General features: G+C 69.0%; 21 protein-coding genes and 5 pseudogenes. 13 read left to right on the top strand and 13 right to left on the bottom strand.

The window, feature by feature from the left end:
* The first annotated feature begins 336 nt into the window (after nt 1-336).
* Nucleotides 337-2,778, top strand: a complete 2,442-nt coding sequence (locus QFZ82_RS37345) for a polysaccharide lyase 8 family protein (RefSeq protein ID WP_307717338.1) — start codon at nt 337-339, stop codon at nt 2,776-2,778.
* A 150-nt stretch (nt 2,779-2,928) separates the two neighbouring features.
* Here QFZ82_RS37345 and QFZ82_RS37340 read toward each other — a convergent pair whose 3' ends face one another.
* The 4 genes and pseudogenes from QFZ82_RS37340 to QFZ82_RS37320 all read right to left on the bottom strand — a co-directional run bounded on the left by QFZ82_RS37340 (nt 2,929) and on the right by QFZ82_RS37320 (nt 6,086).
* Nucleotides 2,929-4,050: a hypothetical protein gene (locus QFZ82_RS37340; RefSeq protein WP_307717337.1), complete on the bottom strand. Its 1,122-nt coding sequence runs from the start codon at nt 4,048-4,050 to the stop codon at nt 2,929-2,931.
* A 61-nt stretch (nt 4,051-4,111) separates the two neighbouring features.
* Nucleotides 4,112-4,441, bottom strand: a pseudogene (locus tag QFZ82_RS37335) (MerR family transcriptional regulator); the annotation flags it as partial.
* 944 nt (nt 4,442-5,385) lie between these two features.
* Complete coding sequence (locus QFZ82_RS37325; RefSeq protein WP_307717336.1) at nt 5,386-5,805, bottom strand: arsenate reductase ArsC; 420 nt, start codon at nt 5,803-5,805, stop codon at nt 5,386-5,388.
* A gap of 50 nt (nt 5,806-5,855) precedes the next feature.
* Entirely contained in the window at nt 5,856-6,086 is a 231-nt protein-coding gene (locus QFZ82_RS37320) for a hypothetical protein (protein ID WP_307717335.1), read from the bottom strand.
* A 74-nt stretch (nt 6,087-6,160) separates the two neighbouring features.
* Here QFZ82_RS37320 and QFZ82_RS37315 point away from each other — a divergent pair, with 74 nt between their 5' ends.
* The 4 genes from QFZ82_RS37315 (at nt 6,161) to QFZ82_RS37300 (ending at nt 8,357) form a co-directional block, all read left to right on the top strand.
* Nucleotides 6,161-6,475 (top strand): helix-turn-helix transcriptional regulator, encoded by a 315-nt coding sequence (locus tag QFZ82_RS37315; protein ID WP_307717334.1) that lies wholly within the window; start codon nt 6,161-6,163, stop codon nt 6,473-6,475.
* A gap of 40 nt (nt 6,476-6,515) precedes the next feature.
* Nucleotides 6,516-7,313: an MIP/aquaporin family protein gene (locus QFZ82_RS37310; protein WP_307717333.1), complete on the top strand. Its 798-nt coding sequence runs from the start codon at nt 6,516-6,518 to the stop codon at nt 7,311-7,313.
* Nucleotides 7,310-7,930: an FAD-dependent oxidoreductase gene (locus QFZ82_RS37305; protein WP_307717332.1), complete on the top strand. Its 621-nt coding sequence runs from the start codon at nt 7,310-7,312 to the stop codon at nt 7,928-7,930. Before QFZ82_RS37310 ends, QFZ82_RS37305 begins: the two co-directional genes overlap by 4 nt.
* Before the next feature lie 304 nt (nt 7,931-8,234).
* Nucleotides 8,235-8,357, top strand: coding sequence for a hypothetical protein (locus tag QFZ82_RS37300; RefSeq protein WP_307717331.1), 123 nt, complete (start codon nt 8,235-8,237; stop codon nt 8,355-8,357).
* A 51-nt stretch (nt 8,358-8,408) separates the two neighbouring features.
* Here QFZ82_RS37300 and QFZ82_RS37295 read toward each other — a convergent pair whose 3' ends face one another.
* On the bottom strand, nt 8,409-9,152 hold the full coding sequence (locus QFZ82_RS37295; RefSeq protein ID WP_307717330.1) for a hypothetical protein: 744 nt from the start codon (nt 9,150-9,152) through the stop codon (nt 8,409-8,411).
* A gap of 296 nt (nt 9,153-9,448) precedes the next feature.
* A complete protein-coding gene (locus tag QFZ82_RS37290) occupies nt 9,449-9,901 on the bottom strand; it encodes a hypothetical protein (RefSeq protein ID WP_307717329.1) in 453 nt (150 codons plus the stop codon).
* Between the two features lie 214 nt (nt 9,902-10,115).
* Between QFZ82_RS37290 and QFZ82_RS37285 the strand changes: the two are divergent.
* Nucleotides 10,116-11,017: pseudogene (locus tag QFZ82_RS37285) on the top strand (IS5 family transposase).
* A gap of 21 nt (nt 11,018-11,038) precedes the next feature.
* Here QFZ82_RS37285 and QFZ82_RS37280 read toward each other — a convergent pair.
* Complete coding sequence (locus QFZ82_RS37280; protein ID WP_307717328.1) at nt 11,039-11,494, bottom strand: VOC family protein; 456 nt, start codon at nt 11,492-11,494, stop codon at nt 11,039-11,041.
* A 923-nt stretch (nt 11,495-12,417) separates the two neighbouring features.
* Between QFZ82_RS37280 and QFZ82_RS37275 the strand changes: the two genes are divergently transcribed.
* Complete coding sequence (locus tag QFZ82_RS37275) at nt 12,418-12,855, top strand: hypothetical protein (RefSeq protein WP_307717327.1); 438 nt, start codon at nt 12,418-12,420, stop codon at nt 12,853-12,855.
* A 181-nt stretch (nt 12,856-13,036) separates the two neighbouring features.
* Here QFZ82_RS37275 and QFZ82_RS37270 read toward each other — a convergent pair.
* Nucleotides 13,037-13,300: pseudogene (locus QFZ82_RS37270) on the bottom strand (SulP family inorganic anion transporter); the annotation flags it as partial.
* Between the two features lie 11 nt (nt 13,301-13,311).
* Between QFZ82_RS37270 and QFZ82_RS37265 the strand changes: the two are divergent.
* Nucleotides 13,312-13,635: pseudogene (locus tag QFZ82_RS37265) on the top strand (excinuclease ABC subunit UvrA); the annotation flags it as partial.
* A gap of 473 nt (nt 13,636-14,108) precedes the next feature.
* On the opposite strand, the gene QFZ82_RS37260 reads toward QFZ82_RS37265, so the two are convergent.
* The 3 genes from QFZ82_RS37260 to QFZ82_RS37250 are packed head-to-tail and all read right to left on the bottom strand — an operon-like array spanning nt 14,109 to nt 15,660.
* The gene (locus QFZ82_RS37260) at nt 14,109-14,300 is read right to left on the bottom strand and encodes a hypothetical protein (protein WP_307717326.1); all 192 of its coding nucleotides are present in this window, start codon (nt 14,298-14,300) and stop codon (nt 14,109-14,111) included.
* Nucleotides 14,297-14,767: a serine protease gene (locus QFZ82_RS37255; RefSeq protein WP_307717325.1), complete on the bottom strand. Its 471-nt coding sequence runs from the start codon at nt 14,765-14,767 to the stop codon at nt 14,297-14,299. The genes QFZ82_RS37260 and QFZ82_RS37255 overlap by 4 nt, the downstream gene beginning before the upstream one ends.
* Nucleotides 14,728-15,660 (bottom strand): RNA polymerase sigma factor, encoded by a 933-nt coding sequence (locus tag QFZ82_RS37250; protein ID WP_307717324.1) that lies wholly within the window; start codon nt 15,658-15,660, stop codon nt 14,728-14,730. Before QFZ82_RS37250 ends, QFZ82_RS37255 begins: the two co-directional genes overlap by 40 nt.
* Before the next feature lie 399 nt (nt 15,661-16,059).
* On the opposite strand from QFZ82_RS37250, the gene QFZ82_RS37245 reads away from it, so the two are divergent.
* On the top strand, nt 16,060-16,335 hold the full coding sequence (locus QFZ82_RS37245; RefSeq protein ID WP_373429379.1) for a hypothetical protein: 276 nt from the start codon (nt 16,060-16,062) through the stop codon (nt 16,333-16,335).
* Between the two features lie 306 nt (nt 16,336-16,641).
* Here the strand turns inward: QFZ82_RS37245 and QFZ82_RS37240 are convergent, their stop codons facing one another.
* Nucleotides 16,642-17,463 carry an SDR family NAD(P)-dependent oxidoreductase gene (locus QFZ82_RS37240; protein WP_307717323.1) on the bottom strand — a complete coding sequence of 274 codons (822 nt, stop codon included), beginning with the start codon at nt 17,461-17,463 and terminating at the stop codon, nt 16,642-16,644.
* A gap of 92 nt (nt 17,464-17,555) precedes the next feature.
* Between QFZ82_RS37240 and QFZ82_RS37235 the strand changes: the two genes are divergently transcribed.
* The 4 genes from QFZ82_RS37235 (at nt 17,556) to QFZ82_RS37220 (ending at nt 21,001) form a co-directional block, all read left to right on the top strand.
* On the top strand, nt 17,556-17,975 hold the full coding sequence (locus tag QFZ82_RS37235; RefSeq protein ID WP_307717322.1) for a MarR family winged helix-turn-helix transcriptional regulator: 420 nt from the start codon (nt 17,556-17,558) through the stop codon (nt 17,973-17,975).
* A gap of 935 nt (nt 17,976-18,910) precedes the next feature.
* On the top strand, nt 18,911-19,339 hold the full coding sequence (locus QFZ82_RS37230) for a hypothetical protein (RefSeq protein WP_307717321.1): 429 nt from the start codon (nt 18,911-18,913) through the stop codon (nt 19,337-19,339).
* Nucleotides 19,340-19,436: 97 nt separating this feature from the next.
* A complete protein-coding gene (locus QFZ82_RS37225) occupies nt 19,437-19,997 on the top strand; it encodes a hypothetical protein (protein ID WP_307717320.1) in 561 nt (186 codons plus the stop codon).
* A gap of 204 nt (nt 19,998-20,201) precedes the next feature.
* Nucleotides 20,202-21,001, top strand: a protein-coding gene (locus QFZ82_RS37220; protein ID WP_307717964.1) for an IS5 family transposase whose coding sequence is annotated in 2 segments (ribosomal slippage) — nt 20,202-20,547 and nt 20,547-21,001 — 801 coding nt in all. Because the reading frame shifts where the segments join, the coding sequence is not laid out codon by codon here.
* Between the two features lie 18 nt (nt 21,002-21,019).
* Here the strand turns inward: QFZ82_RS37220 and QFZ82_RS37215 are convergent.
* Nucleotides 21,020-21,130 (bottom strand): annotated as a pseudogene (locus QFZ82_RS37215) (IS5/IS1182 family transposase); the annotation flags it as partial.
* Between the last annotated feature and the right edge of the window lie 9 nt (nt 21,131-21,139).

The raw sequence follows: 21,139 nt of genomic DNA, 5'->3' as shown, positions 1-21,139 counted from the left end.
CGCCGATCGCTCGCGAGCGCTGCAGGTACGCAACGGGCTGAGCTGAGGCGCCCCCTCCCGCAGGACGCAAAGATGCGAAGCATGCGGCCGCTCGCCGCGGTCCGGCCAACGAGGGCGGCGAGTTGGCCCGGTACCGCTCCGGCCGGCCCTGACTACCACACCCGACTTACCCGACCGATCGATTTGATCATTCGATCGCAATCTGCGTGACTCTTGAGCGTTCCGATCGAAACGTGCTAGACAAGAGCACTCGCTACCCCACGTCTTCGCTCATTGACGCCCTGTGGCGGCTCTTCCGAGGGGGACTCGGGGCTTCACAACACCTCTGGAGACGTCATGGCAGAACCTTGGTCTCGGCGCGTCTTTGTGCAGGCAGCGGGCGGCAGTGCCTTCGCACTCTGTCTCGGGGTTCCTGCCTCGGCTGCGCCGCTGTCCGGCACTGCTGACACCGCGGGAGAGTTCGATGCTTTGCGCGCCAAGTGGCGGCGACTGATTCTGGGTTCCGGTTTCAGCCCGACCGCGGAACCCTTCAAGTCCAAGCTCGCACAGCTGGGTAAGAACGCCGCATCCTGGCGGGCCACCATGAAGCCGGTGCACGGCTCGCTGTGGCCGTCGATGGTCTGGCTCGACCCGGACCCGGACACCGACACTCAGTCCTACACGTTCTCGGCGCAGATACAGGCGACCTTTCAGCGGTTGCGCTCCCTGGCGGAGGCCTATGCCCAGCCCGGGACAGGCCTGACCGGTGACGACGCCTTCGCCCAAGAGGTCGTCGCGGGCATTCAGCACGTGATCGACGATGTCTACAACTCGCGCCAGCCCCGCTACGGCAACTGGTACAACTGGCAGATTGGCGGCCCGCACGCGCTCCTCGACGCCGCGATCATCCTCCACGACCACCTCAGCCCCGAACTGCTCTCCGCGCTGACCTCCGCTGTCGACCACTTCGTACCGGACGATGCCGTGAGGCAGTACACCGGTACCTCCACCGGCGCCAATCGTGTCGATTTGTGCCGCACCATCGCGCTCAGCGGAGTGGTAGGCGACAACTCATCCCGCCTGGCCGTCGCGGCGAACGCCCTGTCCCCGGTCTTCCCGTACGTGACGACCGGCGACGGACTTTACCGCGACGGATCCTTCATCCAGCACACATGGGTTCCCTACGCCGGTTCCTATGGTGCCGACCTCTTCACCGGCCTCAGCCTTCTGTTCGCTCTCCTGGCAGACTCATCCTGGGAGATCACCGATCCGGCCCGGCAGAACTACTTCAACGCGGTCGAGCATGCCTGGGCGCCGTTCCTGTACAACGGTCTGTGCATGGACGCAGCCTCGGGTCGCGCCATCGCCCGGGGGCTGCCGCCCGGCGATCCGAACGGTGCCAACGACGACCACCTGCGCGGACACTCGATCATCGCGTCCATCATCGCACTCGGCCAGGCCGCGCCCCCCGAGCAGAACGCCCGATGGCGAGCCATGGCCAAGGGCTGGATCAGGCGGGCGTACTTCAGTGCCCCGAACGCCAACAGGATGCTGAGTGTTTACAAACTGGCTCAGCTGCAGAGCGTCGCGGACGACGCGTCGCTCCAGCCGTTGCCCGAGCCGATCGAGCACCGTCTCTTTCCCTCCCAGGACCGTGCCGTGCACCGCCGTAAAGGCTGGGCTGCATGCCTGTCCATGGCTTCGGACCGGATCTCGTACTACGAGTGGGGGAACGGCGAGAACCTGCGCGGCTACCACACCGGATCCGGCTGGCTCGCCTGGTGGGGCGACGACTTCGCCAACGAGCAGTACTCGGAGGGCTTCTGGCCGACTGTCGACCCCAACCGGTTGCCCGGCACGACCGCCTCGCAGAAGAAGCTCGCCGACGGCGAAGGAGGCCAGTGGGCCGCTGAACGTCCTGCGGTGAAGTGGGTCGGCGGCACGACCGACGGGACCTACGCCGCGGTGGGCCAGCACCTCAAGGGCCTGTCCTCCACCATGGAGGCCCGCAAGTCGTGGTTCTTCCTCGACGAGGGCATCGTCTGTCTCGGCTCCGGCATCACTGCCAGCCTTGGCGAGACGGTCAACACCATTGTGGAGAACCGCCGTTTGGGCTCGACGGGCACCAACGCCCTCACCGTGGACGGCCACCGCAAGCCCGACGACATCGGCTGGTCTGAGACGCTCCGCAATCCCGGCTGGGCCCACATCGCCGGCCACGGTGGATACGTCTTCCCGGACGGCGGAAAAATCAATGGATTGCGCGAAGAGCGCACCGGCCGGTGGAGCGACATCAGGACCGGCTCCTCCACCACGTCGTTCGCCGACCGCTACCTCACGCTGTACGTCGACCACGGCACGAACCCCACGGACGGCGCGTATGCCTACGTGCTGTTGCCCGGTGCCAGCGCCCCCCGCACCGCGTCCTACGCAGCGGCCGCCCAGGGCCGGCTCAAGATACTGGCCAACACCGCCAAGGCCCACGGCGTCCAGGTCCCCTCCCTCGGTTTCACCGGCGTCAACTTCTGGTCGGCCGGCACGGTCGGCAAGCTCACCGCCAGCGCGCCCTGCTCGGTGATGATCCGGGAGAACGGCGACGGAACCGCCGTCATCTGTGTCTCCGACCCGACCCGGACCCTCAGCGAACTCACCTTGACCTGGTCGCGCGAGGTCACGGCCGTCGTCTCCAAGCCGGGTCCGGTCACAGGAGCCACCCCGGGATCGACCCTCACCCTCACCTTCGGCGACCTCACCACCGAAGCCGGCGCCACCCAAAGGGTCACCGTCCGAACCGCCTGAACCGGCCCTGAACGGGCAGATGTTCACGGGACATGACGGCACGGCCGTCAGTGAGCGTTTTCCATCCTCAGTCTCACCTCAGTCTCAGCCGGCCAGCCGGGCACTGTGCTGCGCTCGGGGTGCGATACGGAAGGTCAGCACGTGGTGACGCTACTGGCGGTCGCTCCTCTCCGCCCCCGGCGCGATGGCCGTCGCTGGGAAGGTGCGGCGGACCTCCGCGAAGAGGTGGGGGCAGGCGCTGCCATGGGTGACCGCCGCGGCGAGGAGGGCGTCCAGCGCCGCCTTGAGGGGGTCGGGGGCGGCAGCATCGAAGAGAGCGGCGAAGGCGGCGACCTGGGGCAAGCCGGGGGTTCCGTCGTGGGAGTGTGGGACGCGTGCGTCGGAGAACGCGGCGTCCCGCAGCCGTCGCGGGTCGTCCAGCGGCGGTGAGTAGGGCTCGCCCCGGTCGAGCTCCGCCAGCCCGCGCGCCACCCAGTCGATTTCGCTGAGCCCTGCTGTCACACACGCGCGGTGCGCTGCCCAGCGGGCGAGCGCGCGCTGTTCCTCGGGACTCAAGGCGTCGATCGCGTGCACGAGTGCGGCATCAAGGCCCACGAGGCCCTTCGGACAGCCCTGGAATCCCCGGAGCTTGCCCTGGACATCCCGCAGTCGGTCGCTGGGCAGGCGCCCGCCCCACGCGTCCATCTCCTGTTGCAGTTCCGAGTGCTCCTCCTCCTCACGGGCCTGGCGCTCGGCCTCGGCTCGCTCCTCGGGGTCGGGGCCCGGGGGCTGCTCGCGCGCGAACTCGTGCCAGTAGGCGGCGGCTTGGCTGGTCTCCTTGACCACGCGGTCCCGGGCCGGCGGGCTCGGCCAGAATCGCAGCAGATACTCATCCACTGCTGGTTCGCCCACATCGCCTGCGGCGTTGTGCGCCCCGTCCATGCCCCGGCAGTGGTACCGGACCCGGTACGAGGTCTCGGAGAGGGGGATCGGATACCAGCCGCTGTCCCACTCCACGAGCTGGACTCTGTTCGATACGGGCCGGAACGATACCTCGACGATGTCCTCCCAGAGGTCGGCGTCCAGGGGCGGCTCCGTCGCGTGCAGCTCAACGGTGATCGGGACGGAGCCGGTGTGCGTTCCAGTCAGCAGAAAGAGATGGCCCGGCACCGCCCCGCCGCACAGCCCGGCCCGCTGCCCGGCGAAAGAATCTTCGAGGGAGTGGATGTCGTCGCTGCAGACGTAGATCTGCCCGTAGGCCACGTGCACTTCGTCGCTGAAGAGTGTTCGCATAGATCAAGCGTGGCGCGTGGGTCTGACAATGAGCGGTACGACAATGGCCACGCTCGGAAACCGGGTCCCGCACCAGCTCGGCCGGTTCGATCCAGGCGTCGACCTGCTCCGGTGCGGGGTCATCGGGCAGTTCGATGCTGAAGGTGTGCATGCGGCCATACAGGCGCGGGTCAACGTCGAGCCCGAGGCCCGGCTCCCGCAGGGTGCGGACCAGCTCGACGCGGGCCACCGACCCGGCGTCGTACAGCCGGTGGCCGGTTGCGGAGCGGGCCACGGGCGGCACCGCTCCTTCGTCGGACCAGAAGCGCAGGGTGCACACCGGAAGTCCGGTGCGGTGCGCGAGCCGGCCGAGAGTGAGCAGGTCGGGGCGTTCGTCGTCCCTGGGCGAGATCCTGGACCGTCCAGCCGCTGGAGACTCGAGCGCCCCGGTGCGACAGGCGGTCGGTGGCGCCCGGCCGGTGCCCGTTCCGGCACGTCTGACGTGTGCGGAGGCGGGTACGCGAGCGGGCGACCACCCCAGCGAGTCGAGGAGCCGATATGTCGTCAGCGACCACCGATGTCGTCGAGCTCATTCTGCGGGACCACCACAGGATGGAGGAGCTCTTCCGCACCCTGCGCAGCGCCGAAGCCGATCGCGCCGCCGCTCTGCGCGAGTTCTCGGCGGACGTCCGCTGGCCGAGCTGCTGCCCGCCGATCCCGACACCGGCAAAAACCGGCGCATCAAGCTGGTCACCGACAATGGCGGAGCCTTCAAAGGCGCCGCGTTCGCCCGCTTCATCGCTACCCGCCCCGAGTTGCTGCACATCCGCACCCAGGCCAAGAGCCCCGGCCAGAACGGCGTACGCGAGCGCGCCTTCGGCTCGCTGAAGTAGGGCACCTCTACCGCCTGGAGATCGAGGACCTCACCATGCTCGCCCCCGGAGGCCGAGCACTACCGGCATGTGTTCAACCACATCCGACCCCACGAGACCCTGTCCGGCCACCGGCCGATCGAGGTCTACAACGACCCGAGCCTGCATCCCCAACTTTCAAACCGAGATCACTGAGCCAAAAACTTGACGCGAGACAGTCGAACCGCATCTGTGCGGGCCCGCCGGCGAGGTGCCGGTCATCGTCGCACCGGCGGCGGCGAGGTGCGCGTCCTGCGCGACCACGGCACCAAGTCCCCGGCACGCCGCCCGCCGCGCGCTCATCGGGGACAAGGCCTCCGAACAGCACCGGCTTCAGCCGGACGCGGGCGGCGTAGAGGGCGGCGGTGTACCCGACGGGCCGGAGCCGATGAGGATGACGTTGCGTACGTCATCGTCATCGGCGGCGATCGGGTCGGTCACCGGCTCACGCCTCCTGCTGCGCGTCGATCTCGGCGATCAGGGCCTCGATGCGGGTCTTGATCTCGTCACGGATCGGGCGGACAGCCTCGACGCCCTTGCCTGCCGGGTCCTCGAGCGCCCAGTCAAGGTACTTCTTGCCGAGGAAGATCGGGCAGGCGTCGCCGCAGCCCATGGTGATGACGTAGTCGGACGCCTGGACCGCCTCGGTGGTGAGGATCTTCGGCGTGGCGGCGGAGATGTCGACGCCGACCTCCTTCATCGCTTCGACCGCGGCCGGGTTGACCTGGTCCCCCGGGATGGAACCCGCGGAGCGGACCTCGATGCGGTCGCCGGCGAGGTGGCTCAGGAACCCGGCGGCCATCTGGGAGCGGCCGGCGTTGTGGACGCAGACGAAGAGCACGGAGGCGAGCGGAGCGGTGGTCATCGGTTCTTCCTTCATGGCAGGGATGAGCGGAGTGCGGGGGACGGGAAACTTCAGGAGCTGGGCGGCAGGGTGTCCAGCAGGTCGGTGATGCGGGCGTCGATGTCGTCGCGGATGGAGTGCACGACGGCGATCGGTGCGTCGTCGGGGTCGGCAACGGGCCAGTCCGGGTAGCGGCGGCCGGGCACGACGGGGCAGGCATCCTCGCAGTCCAGGGAGTACCGGCCGTGGTCGCGCACGGCGAGGCGTTCGTCGGGGAGGACCGGGTGCGGGCACGCGGTCATGGAGAGAACCCCCTGGCTTCAGAAGAGTCAGCCCAGGCTGGTGTCAGCTCCGGGTGATGTGACAGTATCAGCCCATGATGACGTCAGTCGACACTGATCTGATCCGGGTCCTGGCCGATCCGCTCAGGCTCCGGATCGTGACCCTGCTCGCGCGGGAGACGCTCTGCACCACGCACCTGGTCGAGGAGACCGGCGCCAGGCAGACGAACCTCTCCAACCACCTGAAGGTGCTGCGCGAGGCCGGGGTCGTGGAGACGGAACCGTGCGGACGGTACATCTACTACCGGCTGCGCCCGGAGGTCATCGAATCCCTCGCGGGCCAGTTCGCCGACCTGGCCGCCACCGCCCGCACCACCGCCGAAGCGAACCTCAAGCGGTCCTGCCCCTAAAGCCTCTCCCCCACGCCACCCTGTCCGAGGAGACCCTGTCTTGACCGCCACCGAGCCCGCCGCGAGCGACGCCATAGCCGCCGACGCCATAGCCGCCGACACCTCGCCGCAGCCCGCGCCCGGCGCCACCCCGCCCCGCACCCCGCTGGTCGCCCGCGCCGCCGCCGAGCTCGTCGGAACCGCCGCCCTCGTGGCGGTCGTCGTCGGGTCGGGCATCCAGGCCACCCAGCTCACCGACGACGTCGCGCTGCAACTGCTGGCCAACTCCACCGCCACGGTCTTCGGGCTCGGCGTTCTGATCGCCCTGTTCGGCCCCGTCTCCGGCGCGCATTTCAATCCCGCAGTCACCTTGGCCGAGTGGTGGACTGCCCGCCGCGGCGGCGCGGGGGTGACCGCGCGGGAACTGGCGGTATACGTGCCGTCGCAGGTCCTCGGCGCGATCGCGGGCGCGGTCCTGGCGGCCTCGATGTTCGGCGAGCCGCTGGTGAAGTGGTCCACGCACGACCGCTCGGCGGGGAACCTGCTCCTCGGCGAGGTGGTGGCCACCGCCGGCCTCATCCTGCTGATCTTCGGCCTGGCCCGCACCGACCGGCTCCGCTTCGCACCCGTCGCGGTCGCCTCCTACATCGGTGCGGCCTACTGGTTCACCTCCTCCACCTCCTTCGCGAACCCGGCGGTCACGATCGGCCGCGCCTTCACGGACACCTTCGCGGGCATCGCCCCCGCCTCCGTCCCGGCGTTCATCGCCATGCAGCTGGTCGGCGCGGTCGTGGGGCTGGCCCTGGTCGCGGTCGTCTTCATGCGCAGCAAGTCGGACGCACAGACGCCCGCAGCATGACGCAGCACACCGACGTGGTGGTGGTCGGCGGCGGCCAAGCAGGGCTCGCCACCGGCTACCACCTGCGCCGCCAGGCCCTGGACTTCGTCGTCCTCGACACCGAGTCCGCGCCCGGCGGCGCCTGGCAGCACACCTGGGACTCGCTGCCCCGGTACCTCGCCGACGACATCGACGGCCGCGTCCTCTTCGACGTCGCGACCGCACGCCGCCGCGCCCTCGACGCAGGCCGCACCGACACCGGCGGCGTCGCCTCGCTCGGCAACATCGTCGCCGTACCGCCCGTACGCGAAGCCCGCGACGCCGGCCTGCTGCAGGCAAAGCCGATGTTCACCCAGCTGACCGCGACGGGCGTGAAGTGGGCCGATGGCACCCAAGCCGAGGCGGACACCGTCATCTGGTGTACCGGCTTCCGGCCTGCCCTCGCCCACCTCGCCCCGCTGGGGCTGAGGGGGGCGCGCGGCCGCATCGCCACCGACGGCACCCGCGCCGTGGCCGAGCCCCGCCTGCACCTGGTCGGGTACGGCGACTGGACCGGTCCCGCCTCCGCCACCCTGATCGGCGTCGGCCGCCCGGCACGGGACGCGGCACGCGAGGTCGCGGCCCTTCTTGCGGACTGATCGACGTAGCAGGGGCGGTGACGATCGTGGTTTGTCCACTGCCCGATCGTCGGTCGGCCGGTGAAGACTTGTGGCGACGACCGTCCTGCCTGCGAGCACCCCGAAGCACCAGCCCCCGGCGCTGGCTGCCCCCAGGGTGCGAGGCATCAGCACAGCGAGCTTCCCTCGCCGATGTCGGCCATGAGATCCCCACCGTGCTGCTGCCGTCCCTGTTGACCTCGACTCCCGGTGCCCCCGCGGCCGCGCTCGGCGCGATCGAGGGCGTCTCCGAAGCGCTGGCGGGGGCCGCTCGATTCAAGCGGCGGTGTACCGGTCGACGACCCCGCCCGGCGCCGTCCCGGCCGGCCAGCTCTACCACTGCCTGCAGAAGCACATCCCGTTCGACGAGGCCCTGGCCTTCCCCACTCAACTCGTTGCCGCTGCCTGAGGCCGGTCGGTCCACATCGGCCCCATAGCTGCGGGGCGATGTCAACGTGGGTCAGGGCATGACCGGCTCGGCGCCTGTCATGCTGCGCCACCGGGCCTCCTCGGCCTCGTGCGAACCGCTGACCGTCTCAGCGACCACAGTCTTCGCTTCGACTGGCTGCCCTCGCCGCGCCAGAAGGGTCAGCGGCCACCTCGGCCTCCCGGTCTGTCCGCTGAAGGAGTACCAGTTCCAGGGGTGTTCGAAGCGCCATGCGTCGCCCCTCGCGTCGACAATCTCGTCGCCGATCTCCAGGAACGCATAAGGCCGGAACAGCAGCTCCAGCTCCATCGGCTCGTGGCCGCCCGGGTAGAGGACGCAGCCCTGGTCCTCGAGCTCTGGATCAAAGGACTGTCCGCGGCGCATCACGTAGAGGCTCCGGGTCGGCCTGGGCAGCCATCCCCGGTCCTGGGGCGGTTGGAAGTGCTCGACAGACAGCACATGGACCGTCGTCTCGGGGATTCCGACCAGACAGACGTCCCCGACGGCGAGCCCGGCCGGTTCCGGCTCCAGGCGGAAGAGTTCCATGTCCCATTCGCAGTGGTCTGCTCTACGAGGGAAGGCCCGTTCGCCGTTCCAGCGGAACCGCGAATCCGGATCAACCTCCCCCCAGGGCCAGCGGACGAAGACGTAGTACGGCGAATCACTGGAGACCCGTGCATGGACTGGCTCGCACACCACCCGCAGCACGTCCCCGACACGCACGTCGGCCAGTACGGTCGGTTCGGTGATTTCTCGGTCCGGCCCCTTGTCCACCACTGCCCGCCCCTTCCTTCAAGCGTCGACAGATCATTCCAGAGCCCGACCACACCCACCGCCTGAATCCCACACCCATCAGGTGTCTACCGCCTCGCCACCACCCGGGCCCGATCCGAACAGCAGACTGATGGCCGCACCTGACTACATCGGGCGGCAGTGCCTCGATCCGCCGACGAACCCCACGAGCCCCTCGTCCTACACCTCCACGCGCATCGTCCCGGCGGCTACGCGTCGCGCGGCGGCACGGATCCGACCGCGCAGACCGGCCCCGCGTCAGGAACGCACCTCGCCGTCCGTCAGTCCCACAGCTTGTACGTCACCTCGGGCGGCATGTGCTCGGGCCTGCTGCCGGGGAAGCTGAGGTGGAGCTGCCCGTACCGCTGCTGATCGGGGTTCTTCCCCCACGCCTCCGGGCGTTCGAACCTGACGTTCACGGGATACGAGTGGAACGTGCCCGCGGCGCAGTAGGGCTTGCAGTCGTTGACCACGTTCACCCCGGTGGCTACGGCGGACGTCGGCCCCCACGACGACCACTTGAGTTCGGTCAGCCCACTGTTGCCGTCCCCGCAGGCGATCAGGAACTCGCTCGGGCGCACCTGCGCCTTCATGAAGCAGTCCACGACCACGACCTGGTCACCGGGCTGTACCGGCATGGAGGGGGACGCCGAGGCGGTTGCCGGCACAAGGCCTACCGCGAGCGACGTCGCGGCAAAGATCACGGCCGCGGTGCTCAGCTTTCGTCTCGGCATGTCTGCTCCCAGCCGTCTCTCCCCGAGCCACCTGGCCAACGCCCTCACGCACCTCTACCGCCCAGCGCGCCCCGCACCTCGCAGCGCATCCCGACAGGCGCTCCCGACCCCCTTCGAACGGCTGCTCCTGTATCGACGCTACGACGCCACCGGGGGACCCACCACTCAGGGCGTGTATCGAAAGTGGATCTTGAGTGATGAATGATCGTGGTTCATGGCGCGGGGAGATCTCACGGATGCACAGTGGGCGGTGTTGGAGCCGTTATTGCCCAAGGGCGCGAAAGCGGGACGGCCGCCCATCTGGCCCCGGCGGCAGCTGATCGACGGCAGACGGTTCCGGGTTCGGACAGGAGTTCCTTGGCGGGATGTGCCCGTCGAGTACGGTCCGTGGGGCCGGATCTACGATCTGGTCCGTGGGGCCGGATCTACGATCTGTTCCGCCGATGGCAACGAGACCGCACCTGGCACCGGTTCCTCACCCGACTTCAGTCCCAGGCCGACGCGAAGGGCGGGATCACGTGGGACCTGAGCGCCGATTCCACAGTGTGTCGCGCCCATCAGCATGCTGCAGGGGCCAGGAAGCGGGGGGACCTACAGATGGAACCACCGGGCGGAGTGCTGGCCGAGCCCTGTGATCACGGACTGGGACGCTCACGTGGCGGGTTCACCACCAAGCTGCACGTGGCTGTCGAGCAGGGCCAAAAGCCCATGTCGATCGTGGTGACGGCCGGGCAGCGCGGCGACTCACCGCAATTCGAGCCCGTGCTGGAGAATGTCCGCGTACCCCGCATCGGACCGGGCCGGCCACGCGTCCGCCCCGATCGAGTACGCGCCGATCGGGCGTACTCCTCCCGCAAGAACCGCGCCTCCCTGCGCCGCCGTGGAATCCGCTGCACCATCCCATACAAGGCTGACCAGGCCCGCAACCGCAGGAAGCTCGGCTCCCGTGGCGGCCGACCGCCGCGTTTCGATGCGGTGGATTACCGCGAGCGCCATGCGGTCGAGTGCGGGATCAACCGGCTTAAAAGGCACAGGGCAGTGGCCACGAGGCACGACAAGCTCTCCGTCCGCTACGAGGCGACGGTGCTGGTCGCAGCCGTGAACGAGTGGCTGTGACCAGCACCGTCGCAACGGCCCTCAGACGACGTCGAATTCGTTGCCCTCGGGGTCCTGCATGGCGGCGGCGTAGAGCCCCGTGTCCGGCTCATCCTTGATCCGCAGCATGGTGGCACCAGCTTTGACCAGCCGTTCCACCGTAGCCTTGACCCGCTGTGTGCGGACGCCCAGTGGGACGTCACGGCCCCCACCGACCTTCAGGTCGAAGTGCCACCGGTTCTTGGCGACCTTCGGCTCCGGAACCTGCTGGAACCACACCCTCGGTCCACGTCCAGCAGGATCAATGATCGACTCCGGTATATCCCCGGCACCGGCCGGCAACTCTGCCTCGGGCACCCCCACCGCCGCCCAGTAAGCACGCCACGTGGCGTGCCCGCCAGGCGGAGGCTCAGGCACGTAGCCCAGGGCCTCGGCCCAGAAAGTCACCATTCTCTGCGCATCGGAGCAGTCGATCGTAAGCTGCACTGTCATCTCCATGCTCGGAGCATCCCAGGCAGGTCTGACAGACGATCCACTTTCGCAACAGTGCCTACTGCCTGTCTCGCAGTCCACCTGGCTGGTCAGAACATCACCCACATCACCGTCGACATGGGCGACACACTGGGCAGGCCGGCCACGATCACCGCCACCACACAGCACAGCCCGTCGGGCCCGCTCATCCGCCTGGGCGGAACCGCGGAAGTCACCCGCAGCGTCCACCTGCCATAGCCGGCCCGTAGGCCCCGGGTGCGCCGCGGCGCCAGCCGGCTGGGGTCTGCCGATCTCGGGGGGGCTGCCACGTCCCCCAACTCCCAGGAACAGCAGCCGGTGGCGGGCTTCGGCAAGCAGGTGCCCTTGCGGCGGACCCGCTGCCACGCCTTGCGCCCCCGCTCAGGGGTGTCGGCGGCGGCGCGGACGGTGCCGGAGACGCGGGATGCCCTTCTGAGCGTCTGCCAGGATCTCGTCGCGCCGGTTACCGGTCAGGCCGGCCGTGGACGTCTCGCGGACGGCCGCGTGGTCGGTCCCGCTCACGGACACCGTGACGGTCCACTCGCCCTTTGTTGGCGACCCGGATGTTGGCGGCTTTTGCCTTGCGGGCCACCCAGTAGAGCCCCTTGGCGACGGAGGAGAAGCTGCTGGTGTTGCTGCTGAGGACCTTGACGTTCCATAACCAGGTGCCCAAACCGACGCCGGCCAGCCCGATCCTGCGCCGACGACCCGACGTGCCGGACCTGCGACGTGCCGGCCTGCCGTTCAGACCGCTCAGGCCTCCCGCGTGTTCAGGGCGTTCGGCACGTTCACCCTATTCAGCGTATTCACGCCATAACGGGTGGTGCGAACCGCAAGTGAGGGAATCCATAGGCCGGTCTGTCCGACCGGCAGGCACCCACGGCGTTCCTCGCTCACGAAAGGTTCACAGCATGTCACTCATTGGCCGTAAAGCCTTCAAGGCCTCAGTCGTACCCGTCGCCGCTCTCGCCCTCACGCTGGGCGCGTCCTCCACCGCCGCGGCCGCGGCCATCGCGTCGCCTGCCGCCGCTTCGGCCGAGCACCGGGTCGTCTCACCACTCGAAGCGGCCATCGCGGCTGACGTGGAAGCCGTTCTCGAGAAGAACCTCGACGTGGACGTCACGGTCGCCGCCGTCGCGCGGGCCGGCCTGGGCGGCAGCGTCGACATCCGGCTGACCGTCGTCACCAACGCGAACGTAGAGGCCGACGCCGCACTCGAGGCTGCCATCGCCGCTGAGATCGAGTCCAGGATCGAAGCCACCCTCAAAAAGCGCCTCGTCGTCGCCGCGGACCTCGACGTCGCCGTCCGCGTCGACGGAGACATCAGCGTAGACATCGCCACCCTCTGACGCCTCTGCGGTCGTGACGTTCATTCGCCTCCGTCAGAGGCCGGTGCTCGTCGACGGAGGATGAAAGCGGCGGCCCGAGTGCCGCATCGGCTGTCGCCCAATAAGCGCGAAACCACTCGGGCCCGCACGCGGGCAGCGGACACCGTCAGTTCCTCCCGATCCGCCCCCACGGCTGCAACAGCACCGCGGGCGTCGCCGACTTCAGCCCGGCTGCTGCGTACAGCTGACCAGCGGCGATCATCAGACCGATACCGGCCAGCATGCCCTCGACGACCGAGACGGATATCGCCCGGAACCAGCGCCCGAGCTTGACGGCGCCCATGGCGAGCTGGAGCAGCCCGGCGGCCAGCACGATCACGCCGAGCGCTGGCAGCCCGAACTCACTGACCGCCTCGAAGACCAACACGGTCAGCACGGCCGACCCGGAGACCAGCAGGCTGCTACCCAGGGCGGGTGCAGCCGGTCACACGCTTGCGCGGTGGACTGGCGACCCACATGGCCGAGAAGGGCAGCGTCTACATCCTCCAGGAGCCGGCCGTCGGCCTCCACCTTGCCGACGTCGAGCAGTTGCCCGGCCTGCTCGACCAGCTCGTCGACTCCGGCAAGTCGGTCATCGTCGTCGAGCACCACCCGGCGGTCATGGCGCACGCCGACTGGATCACCGACCTCGGCCCCGGGCGCGGGCCACGACGGCGGGCAGATCGTCTTCGAGGCACCTCCGCCGACCTCGTCGCCGCCCGCTCCACCCTCACCGGCGAACACCTCGCGGACTACGTCGGCGAGGAGCCGCCCGGTGCCTGCGCGCCCGGTGCGGCTGGCACAATCCGCCCATCGAGAGGAGCACACACGATGGGAGGCACACGAGCGCGGCCGGAGAGACGGCCGCACGCCAAGTCGGTGTCACCGTGGGCGGTTGGCGTGGCCGCGGGCGTGGCGGTGGCCGGGGCCGTGGCGGTGGCCACCGCGGCCTTCGCCGTCAGCGGCCAGGTCGGCGACGAGCGCGGCGTCGTCAAGGACGACGGCACGGTCGTGGAGCGCGGAGCGACCGAGGAGGAGAGCCGCAAGCAACAGGACTACTGGACGGAGGAACGAGTCCGCGAGGCGGTGCGCGAGTCCAAGCCGATGGGCCCACTCGGGGTCGAGGACGACTGAGCTCGACTGCAGGCCGACTGAGACCGGCGGACGGCCGCGAATCGGGCGGCGGGCGCTCACCGGGTGGTGGTGGGCGCCCGCCGCTGTCGCGCCCGTGGGCGTCAGTTGTTGATCTTGTAGATCAGCGACCTCACTTCGGAGGCGTGCTCGGAGGAGAACAGGTAGTTGTTCGACCAGCTGCCGTTGCTGTCGACGTTGCGGTGGCTGTTGACGCCCACGATTCGGATGTTGCCGCCGGCCACGCCCGTGACCAGCGGGCCGCCACTGGAGCCATGGACCATGTCGCAGTTCATCCGCAGTCGCTCGTCCAGGAGGCCAAAGGGCCGCAGTCCACGGTGTTGCCCCGGCAGTACGTCATGTACTCGCCGCCGTTGAAGTCGGAGTCGGGACGGTTGTATCCGTCGAACGGGTAGCCGAAGGAGTGCACATCGGTGTGCTCGGGCCCGTCGCTGAAGTTGTATCCGTAACCACCGACGAAGTCCTGGAGATTGCCGAGCGCGAGGTCCTTCTCGACGATGATGGCGCCCAGGTCCGAGGAGTAGTGGTCGCAGTAGTTGACCCACTTGGTCGGGACCATGACCCGGTCCTGGATCCACCAGTGGTACTGAGTGACTCCGTTGTAGCCGGGCAGGAACACGAAGTTCTTGTAGAAGGCGCCGCCCTTGCCGCCGTGGAGGCAGTGGACAGCCGTCCACACCGCGTTCTTGGTGTTGGACACGATCACGGAGGCGCTGCAGTTGTACGTGCCCTTGGGTGCCATGACGGGAGGAGGTGACAGGGCCGGCACAGCCGGCGGTTCCGGGAGCCGCGGGACCGGGACGGCGGGACCGGGACGGCGGGCAGCGACAACGGCTCCGGCTCCGGGCAGGAGCGGCCACCCGCGTCGGGCCGCTGTCCGTACGCCGATGGGGCGCCGGCCGCATTGACGGCCGGAAGGGGACAAGCGTTGTGACCGCCTCGACGGACGCGGTGGTGTGCTCGTTCGGCAGGGAGGGGCTGCGCGAATCGTCGCACGGAGCGGGGCGGGCGACCGAGGGGGAGATGGGTGGTGCCGCGGGCGGTGGCGAGGCCGCTCCGTCGCCCCTGAAGGGTGACCCCAAAACCAGTCCCGTGATCACCAGTGTCGCCGCCGTGGAGGCCAAGACAGCGGCCGGCGCACCCCCTTCGACGCCTGGACGCCGCCGCCACAGGCCCACGGCGAGGGCCAGCGTCCCGGCCAGCACCGCTCGCAGGGTCCGCCGGAGACTTGACGGCTTTGTAAGTCAGGCTCATCCGTTGGGCGACCTGCTCGACGTCCAGGTTCTCCGCCCTGAGCCGAAAGGCCTCTGCTTGGCGGCCTGGCAGCTCCACGCTCTTGAGCGCGAGCCACTTCGCCTCGGCCAGCTCGCACACGGTGCCCTCGGGAGACACCGGCCAGAGGCCGGCCGGCATCGGGTGACACAAGGCCACGCGGGTGTCCCGGCTCAGCTGCCGGTACCGGTCGGCGCACAACCGGATGGTGACCGACGTCAGCCAGGCGCCCAGTCGCTCGCGGTCCATGTTCGGATGTTCCGCCGCGCGGACCATCGCCTCGTGCACCGCGTCCTCGGCGTCCTCGATGCTGGCGGACCGCTTTCGTGCCACTCTCAGCAGCTGTTCGCGGTGGCTCCACATGTCCTGCCACTCATCCGCCGCTCCCGTACCGGGCCAACGGGTATACCGGGCCGGCCGGAGTTCCCGGGGTGCCTCGTGGGCAAGCGCATGCCTCTCTCGTCGCCGCGGTCAGGAACCGACGCCTTCAGGCGCCCCCTGACCGGACTCATGTGTCCGGCGCAGTATACGAACGCGTCGACTCCGTGCCGGCTGCCCACTCCTGCCCCGCGCCCTCCGCCTACGAGGTCCGAGCGGAGCTCGCGCTGGAAGAAGGTTCCGCCGCGGATCGCTGCCCGTTCGTCATCGCGGACCCCAAGCGGTCAATTATTGATCGACCCTTCTCGTTAACGGTGGGTCAAGTTCCATGCCTTGTCGCAACTTTGGTGGTGACGGGGGCGTGGTTGGTGTCATTGACATGACATGCGGGATGTCAACGAGCTTGTAGACGTGGTTGTTTTCTGGGTTTCGCCGCTGGTCATCGAGCATGTAGTCGTCGAGGGCGGGCGGATCATGGTGCTGGCGCGGACACCGGACGGGGTGGCCGCCTGCCCGGGCTGCGGAGCCGGATCGGCGCGGGTGCATGGCTGTCACGAGCGGACGGTGGCCGACGTGCCGTGGAAAGCGGCGTGTGGTGGTCCGGGTGCGCGTGCGCCGTCTGGTGTGCTCCACGCGCGGCTGCCGTCACTCCTTCCGTGAGGAAATACCCAGGCTGCTCGAGCGTTACCAGCGTCGCACTGCCCCTCCGACTCGTCCTGGGTCACCTGCCAGTGACCCGCGCAGGGGCTGGCGTGAATCGCAGCCTGCTGCTGGCGTTTCCTCTTCCGCTGTCCTGGCACCGGCCCAGCATCGCTGGCTCGGCACCACGCAGCAAGGCCATTCACCAGGATCACGAGGGGGCCCGGGCGGTGATCATTTGTCAGACAGACAAGCTCGGAACCCGGGAGCAAGTAACCCGGCGGTACCGCGGGGGGTTCACCCAGGCCAGGCGAAGGCTGAGCAAAGCTAGGAGAGCCATGCGCTGGTCAGGGCCTGCACGGCCGAGCCGTCGCCGTCCGTGAGCTTCGCGGCGGTGAACGCGCGCGCGGCGTCCGAGGTCTGTACCCGGAAGGCCGGCTGCTCGGCCTCCAGCAACTCGACGATCGGTGCCGCCGCGCCCTGCGGCGTCTGCGCGGCGGCGAAGGCGTCGCGGGTGCGGGCCAAATAGGCGGCCAGCGCGGGCGCATACGGGCCTGCATGTTCCACCACGGTGTCGCGGCCGGCCACGTTGCTGACGAACTCGCTGGCCACCGCGCCCGGCTCGACCACGCTGACGGCCACTCCGACCGTCGCCGCGACCGGGGCGAGCGACTCCATGAAGCCCTCGACCGCGAACTTGGCCGCGCAGTACGCCTCGTTGAACGGCTGGCCGACCACGCCGCCGACGCTGGTCACGGTCACCACGCGGCCCTTGCTCGCACGCAGCATGGGCAGCGCCGCCTTGGTGACGTGCAGGACGCCGAAGAAGTTCACCTCCATGACGGCGCGCACGTCCTCGACACCCTCCTGCTCAAGCGTGCCTAGGTGGCCGGCGCCGGCGTTGTTGACCAGCGCGTCCAGACGGTCGAGGCCGACCAGGCAGGCTGCGACAGAGGCCGGGTCGGTCACGTCCAGCGCGCGGACCTCGACGCTCACCCCGGCCGCCTCCGCCGCCGCCAGTAGCGGGCCGGCCTTGGTGGTGTCGCGCATGGTGGCGACGACGTGCCAGCCGCTCTGCGCAGCGGCGACTGCGGCGGCTAGGCCGATGCCGGAGGAGGTGCCAGTGATCAGGACGGTCTTGATGCTCATCTTCACTCCTTTACTTATAAATCATAACTAAGCTTGTTCATAACTATGGACAGTGATATTCAAGTTGTCAAGAACGTCGGTAAACTCGTCTCATGCCCAAGTCATCGGACGAGCTGACCAGGGAGGTCGTCGGCCTCTTCGCTGCCGTCAACCGCCGCTACGCACAGGAATCCGAGGCCGCCGCCACCGCGCACGAGTTGACCCCCCTCCAGGCCAAGGCCCTGCTCGCCACCGAGGACCCGCTCCCGATGCGCCACATCGCCGAACACCTGCACGCGGAGCCGTCCAACGTCACCGCGATCATCGACCGTCTGGAGCGTCGCGGCCTGGTCGAGCGCCGCCCCGACCCGGGCGACCGCCGCGTCAAGCTCGTCGCCGCCACCGCGGCCGGTCGCGCCGTCATCGCCGACCTCCGCGCCCGCATGCCCTTCGCAGGCGCCCCGCTGGGCCGGCTCAGCACCGAGCAGCGCAAATCCTTGCGCCAGCTGCTGCAACTGATGCTGGAGGCCTGACTGCGGCCCGGTGTCGTCGCGATCCCCCAGCTCACGAGGCCCCTCGGCGGCGAACATCAAGCTTGACCGGACTTCGCCGACGGCGCAGACCAGTCCCCCAAGGCCCACACCACCGAGCCCGCCCCCCAAAAGTTGGTGGACCGGCTCAGCCAGGACATCGACGTCGCCACGGAGAACCCGGCCCCCATGGCCGACATCGCCGAAGACCTGCGGCAGGGTCTGGCCCCCACGAATGCCCCGGTGGAGACATCGGCCGCGCCATCGCGGACACCGGCATCGACGAACCGATGAGCCCGCTCCAGGACATGCATCTGATGGTTGGCGAGTCCGAAATCGGGATCACCGCGGACTGGCTCACGCGTCGGCCCGCCACTCTGCCCGTACGCTTCACCCCGCCACGATCGCTGGGCATGGAGCCCGGCGCGCCACAAGCGCCGGCTCGGCAGCTCAGCCGCTCCCACCCGCCGCACCGCCGGCCGAGCCGACGGCCCGCCCCGGCTCCCGCGCCGGCGGCGAGCACGAGCCCCTGGTGGCGATCCCTGACGGCGAAGCGCTGATCGAGCGCCGCCGGTCGACCGACCGTCCGACCCCAGCAGAAGCTCATGAACGGTGTCTCAGGTCTGGCTGTCGCAGCCGCTCTGATCACAGCTGCGGTCGCCGTGGTCCGCAAGGTCGTGGTGCCGATCATCGTGCTCCGCCTCATCAGCCCCACGCCGCCGTATGCTCTCGTCCTGCTCCTGGGGGGGCCGCCGGACCTGGCCGCCCTCCAGCCACATCGTCAGCCGGCCGAGTTGCCGGCTTCCGGCCTCCCGTCCCACATTCAGCGGCCTCGACTGATCAGTGCTCGCCGCAGCGCTACGGCGTCGACCACCGACCTTGGGGCAGCCATGGCGTTCCGGGCCGTACACGCCGAGCGGGGTCGCGCCCGATCGTCTGTGCCGAGTGCCTACGCCCCGCACGCCCCGCACTGCGAGATCACTCGCCAGGGCGCCTGGGAGGCGCACCACTTGCTCACGCTCGAACCAGCCGACGCCGCGCGGGATGCAGGCGCCCACACCGAGCCGGAGGTCCGCGCGTCGGACGGCTCCTGGCGCGCGGACGTGCTGGCCGCCGATCCGGCCAGGACGTGGCGGATGGCTCCGGAAGCCCAGCTCTCCCCAATCACTGCGGCGAAACGAGCCCGGTCCTACGACCTCCTGGGCGTCCGGCACACCCATGGAGGCCGCCCCAATCCGGGCTCGATGCGCACTCGCACTGCAGCAGCACTCACCCAGTCCGTCCCCGTCGTCCCGGCCCTGCGGCGACGCGTCCAGGGCATCAATGCTGGTCACGAGATCCTTGCGCACACAGCCTCGGATCGGTGACGAGCCGGAGCGCGATGCCGGTAAGCGGCACCTGTATAAGCCAACTTTCGCCATGCCAAATCCGGCGGCCAGTGATTCCTGAGGTTTCATTTGAGGGGTGATCAGCCTGATCTGGTCCCCTTCGGCGGGTGAACCGATCAATGAAGGAGTACGCGAAGCCGTGTTGAAGCTGTCAAGCGTCCTGGGGCACACGATCCGCATGTACGCCACTGGCAGGGCCGCAGGGGCCGATGTCCATGTGCACTACGAGCCCGCGGATCGCCGGGGCATCCCCGAGGTCACCTTTGCGATACGTGCGCACCGGCACGACCGTCTCCACCGCAGCCGACGCGTCTGCCGCTGCATGTGGCCCCGCACGGCCTGGGGAAGGGCGGGACTGCGCGTGACGTCTTTGAACGTTCAGGGCTCGCAGTGGGGCAGGCACGTGGTCAAGAAATGGGAAGAGGGAGAACACGGCTGGGCCGGAATCCGCGTGTCGTCCAGGGGACTGGAACAGGCGGGCGGCGAGCTCGTCAACGTGCAGTTCTCGCCAAACGGGCTGGAAGACTTAGGCCCCTACTTAGAACTCAGGTTTGAGGCCGAGATCGACGGTGTGAGCATCGGCGAAGCCTCACAGGTCTTTCGGGTGGCGGGAACGAAGCTCCTGCCTGCCTGCTGACCCCAGCCGATCCACCGGGCCCGGCAGGCCGCTGGCTGGCCTCCGGCCAGGGCCCAGGGGCCGCCCCTCCCCCCGCCTCCCGGTCGGCAGTCCGCCGGCCGCCTGCCCACCAGCCTGGTACGTCGGAGGCGGGTACAGTTGCGACATACCCTCTTAGACGTCATCTCATTTGGCTGGTTCGGTAGTCTGCCGGTCGTGGTGGGGATCGTTGAGCGGCTGGTACCGGACGAGTTGTGGGAGTTGTTCCAGCGGGTGGTCCCGGAGGCTCCTTCGCGACCTCAGGGTGGTGGCCGACGTCGGCATGGTGACCGGGAGGTGCTGGCTGCGATCGTGTTCGTGGCCACGTCAGGCTGCACCTGGCAGCAGTTGCCCACGGCTTCGTTCGGGCCGTCAGGGGCGACAGTTCACCGGCGATTTGCCGAGTGGACGAAAGCCAGGGTGTGGGCCAAGCTCCACCGGCTGGTCCTCGATGAGCTCGGCTCCCGCGGCGAGCTGGACTGGTCCCGCTGCGCGATCGACTCGGTGAACATGCGGGCCATGAAAAGGGGGGCCTGACAGGTCCGAATCCTGTCGACCGGGGCAAGTACGGGTCGAAGATCCACTTGATCACCGAGCGGACCGGTCTGCCTCTGTCCGTCGGAATCTCGGGGGCGAACCTGCACGACAGCCAGGCATTGATCCCTCTGGTGAAGGGCATACCGCCGATCCGCTCCCGCCGAGGAAGCCGACGACGCAGGCCGGGAAAGCTCCACGCCGACAAGGGATACGACTACTCCCACCTGCGGCGATGGTTACGCGGGCGCGGTATCAGGCACCGCGTCGCCCGCAAGGGGGTCGAGACGTCGCAGCGGCTGGGCCGCCACCGCTGGACCATCGAGCGCACCATGGCCTGGCTCGCCGGCTGTCGCCGCCTCCACCGACGCTACGAGCGCAAGGCCGAGCACTTCCTCGCCTTCACCAGCATCGCCTGCACACTCATCTGCTACCGCAGACTCGCCAAATGAGATGACGTCTTAGAGGTCCTAACAAAGGCGTTGGACGTGGCGGTGGGTGATGAGGCCGAGTAAGGGTTCATGGATGTCGTCGCGCCCTTCCCACCTGATGCGGAGGCGGCGGAAGCCGTAGAGCCAGGCGGTTGGGTC

The sequence above is a fragment of the Streptomyces sp. V4I23 genome (genome assembly GCF_030817975.1).
Taxonomy (GTDB): Bacteria; Actinomycetota; Actinomycetes; order Streptomycetales; family Streptomycetaceae; genus Streptomyces.
Note: the sequence above shows the minus strand (reverse complement) of the source record. Positions and strands in the feature narration are given on the sequence as shown.

Coding starts and splice junctions, on each gene's coding strand:
- QFZ82_RS37345 (WP_307717338.1), top strand. CDS start 337: ATGGCAGAACCTTGGTCTCGGCGCGTCTTTGTGCAGGCAGCGGGCGGC.
- QFZ82_RS37340 (WP_307717337.1), bottom strand. CDS start 4,050: ATGCGAACACTCTTCAGCGACGAAGTGCACGTGGCCTACGGGCAGATC.
- QFZ82_RS37325 (WP_307717336.1), bottom strand. CDS start 5,805: ATGACCACCGCTCCGCTCGCCTCCGTGCTCTTCGTCTGCGTCCACAAC.
- QFZ82_RS37320 (WP_307717335.1), bottom strand. CDS start 6,086: ATGACCGCGTGCCCGCACCCGGTCCTCCCCGACGAACGCCTCGCCGTG.
- QFZ82_RS37315 (WP_307717334.1), top strand. CDS start 6,161: ATGATGACGTCAGTCGACACTGATCTGATCCGGGTCCTGGCCGATCCG.
- QFZ82_RS37305 (WP_307717332.1), top strand. CDS start 7,310: ATGACGCAGCACACCGACGTGGTGGTGGTCGGCGGCGGCCAAGCAGGG.
- QFZ82_RS37290 (WP_307717329.1), bottom strand. CDS start 9,901: ATGCCGAGACGAAAGCTGAGCACCGCGGCCGTGATCTTTGCCGCGACG.
- QFZ82_RS37280 (WP_307717328.1), bottom strand. CDS start 11,494: ATGGAGATGACAGTGCAGCTTACGATCGACTGCTCCGATGCGCAGAGA.
- QFZ82_RS37275 (WP_307717327.1), top strand. CDS start 12,418: ATGTCACTCATTGGCCGTAAAGCCTTCAAGGCCTCAGTCGTACCCGTC.
- QFZ82_RS37260 (WP_307717326.1), bottom strand. CDS start 14,300: ATGAACTGCGACATGGTCCATGGCTCCAGTGGCGGCCCGCTGGTCACG.
- QFZ82_RS37255 (WP_307717325.1), bottom strand. CDS start 14,767: ATGGCACCCAAGGGCACGTACAACTGCAGCGCCTCCGTGATCGTGTCC.
- QFZ82_RS37250 (WP_307717324.1), bottom strand. CDS start 15,660: ATGTGGAGCCACCGCGAACAGCTGCTGAGAGTGGCACGAAAGCGGTCC.
- QFZ82_RS37245 (WP_373429379.1), top strand. CDS start 16,060: ATGCGGGATGTCAACGAGCTTGTAGACGTGGTTGTTTTCTGGGTTTCG.
- QFZ82_RS37240 (WP_307717323.1), bottom strand. CDS start 17,463: ATGAGCATCAAGACCGTCCTGATCACTGGCACCTCCTCCGGCATCGGC.
- QFZ82_RS37235 (WP_307717322.1), top strand. CDS start 17,556: ATGCCCAAGTCATCGGACGAGCTGACCAGGGAGGTCGTCGGCCTCTTC.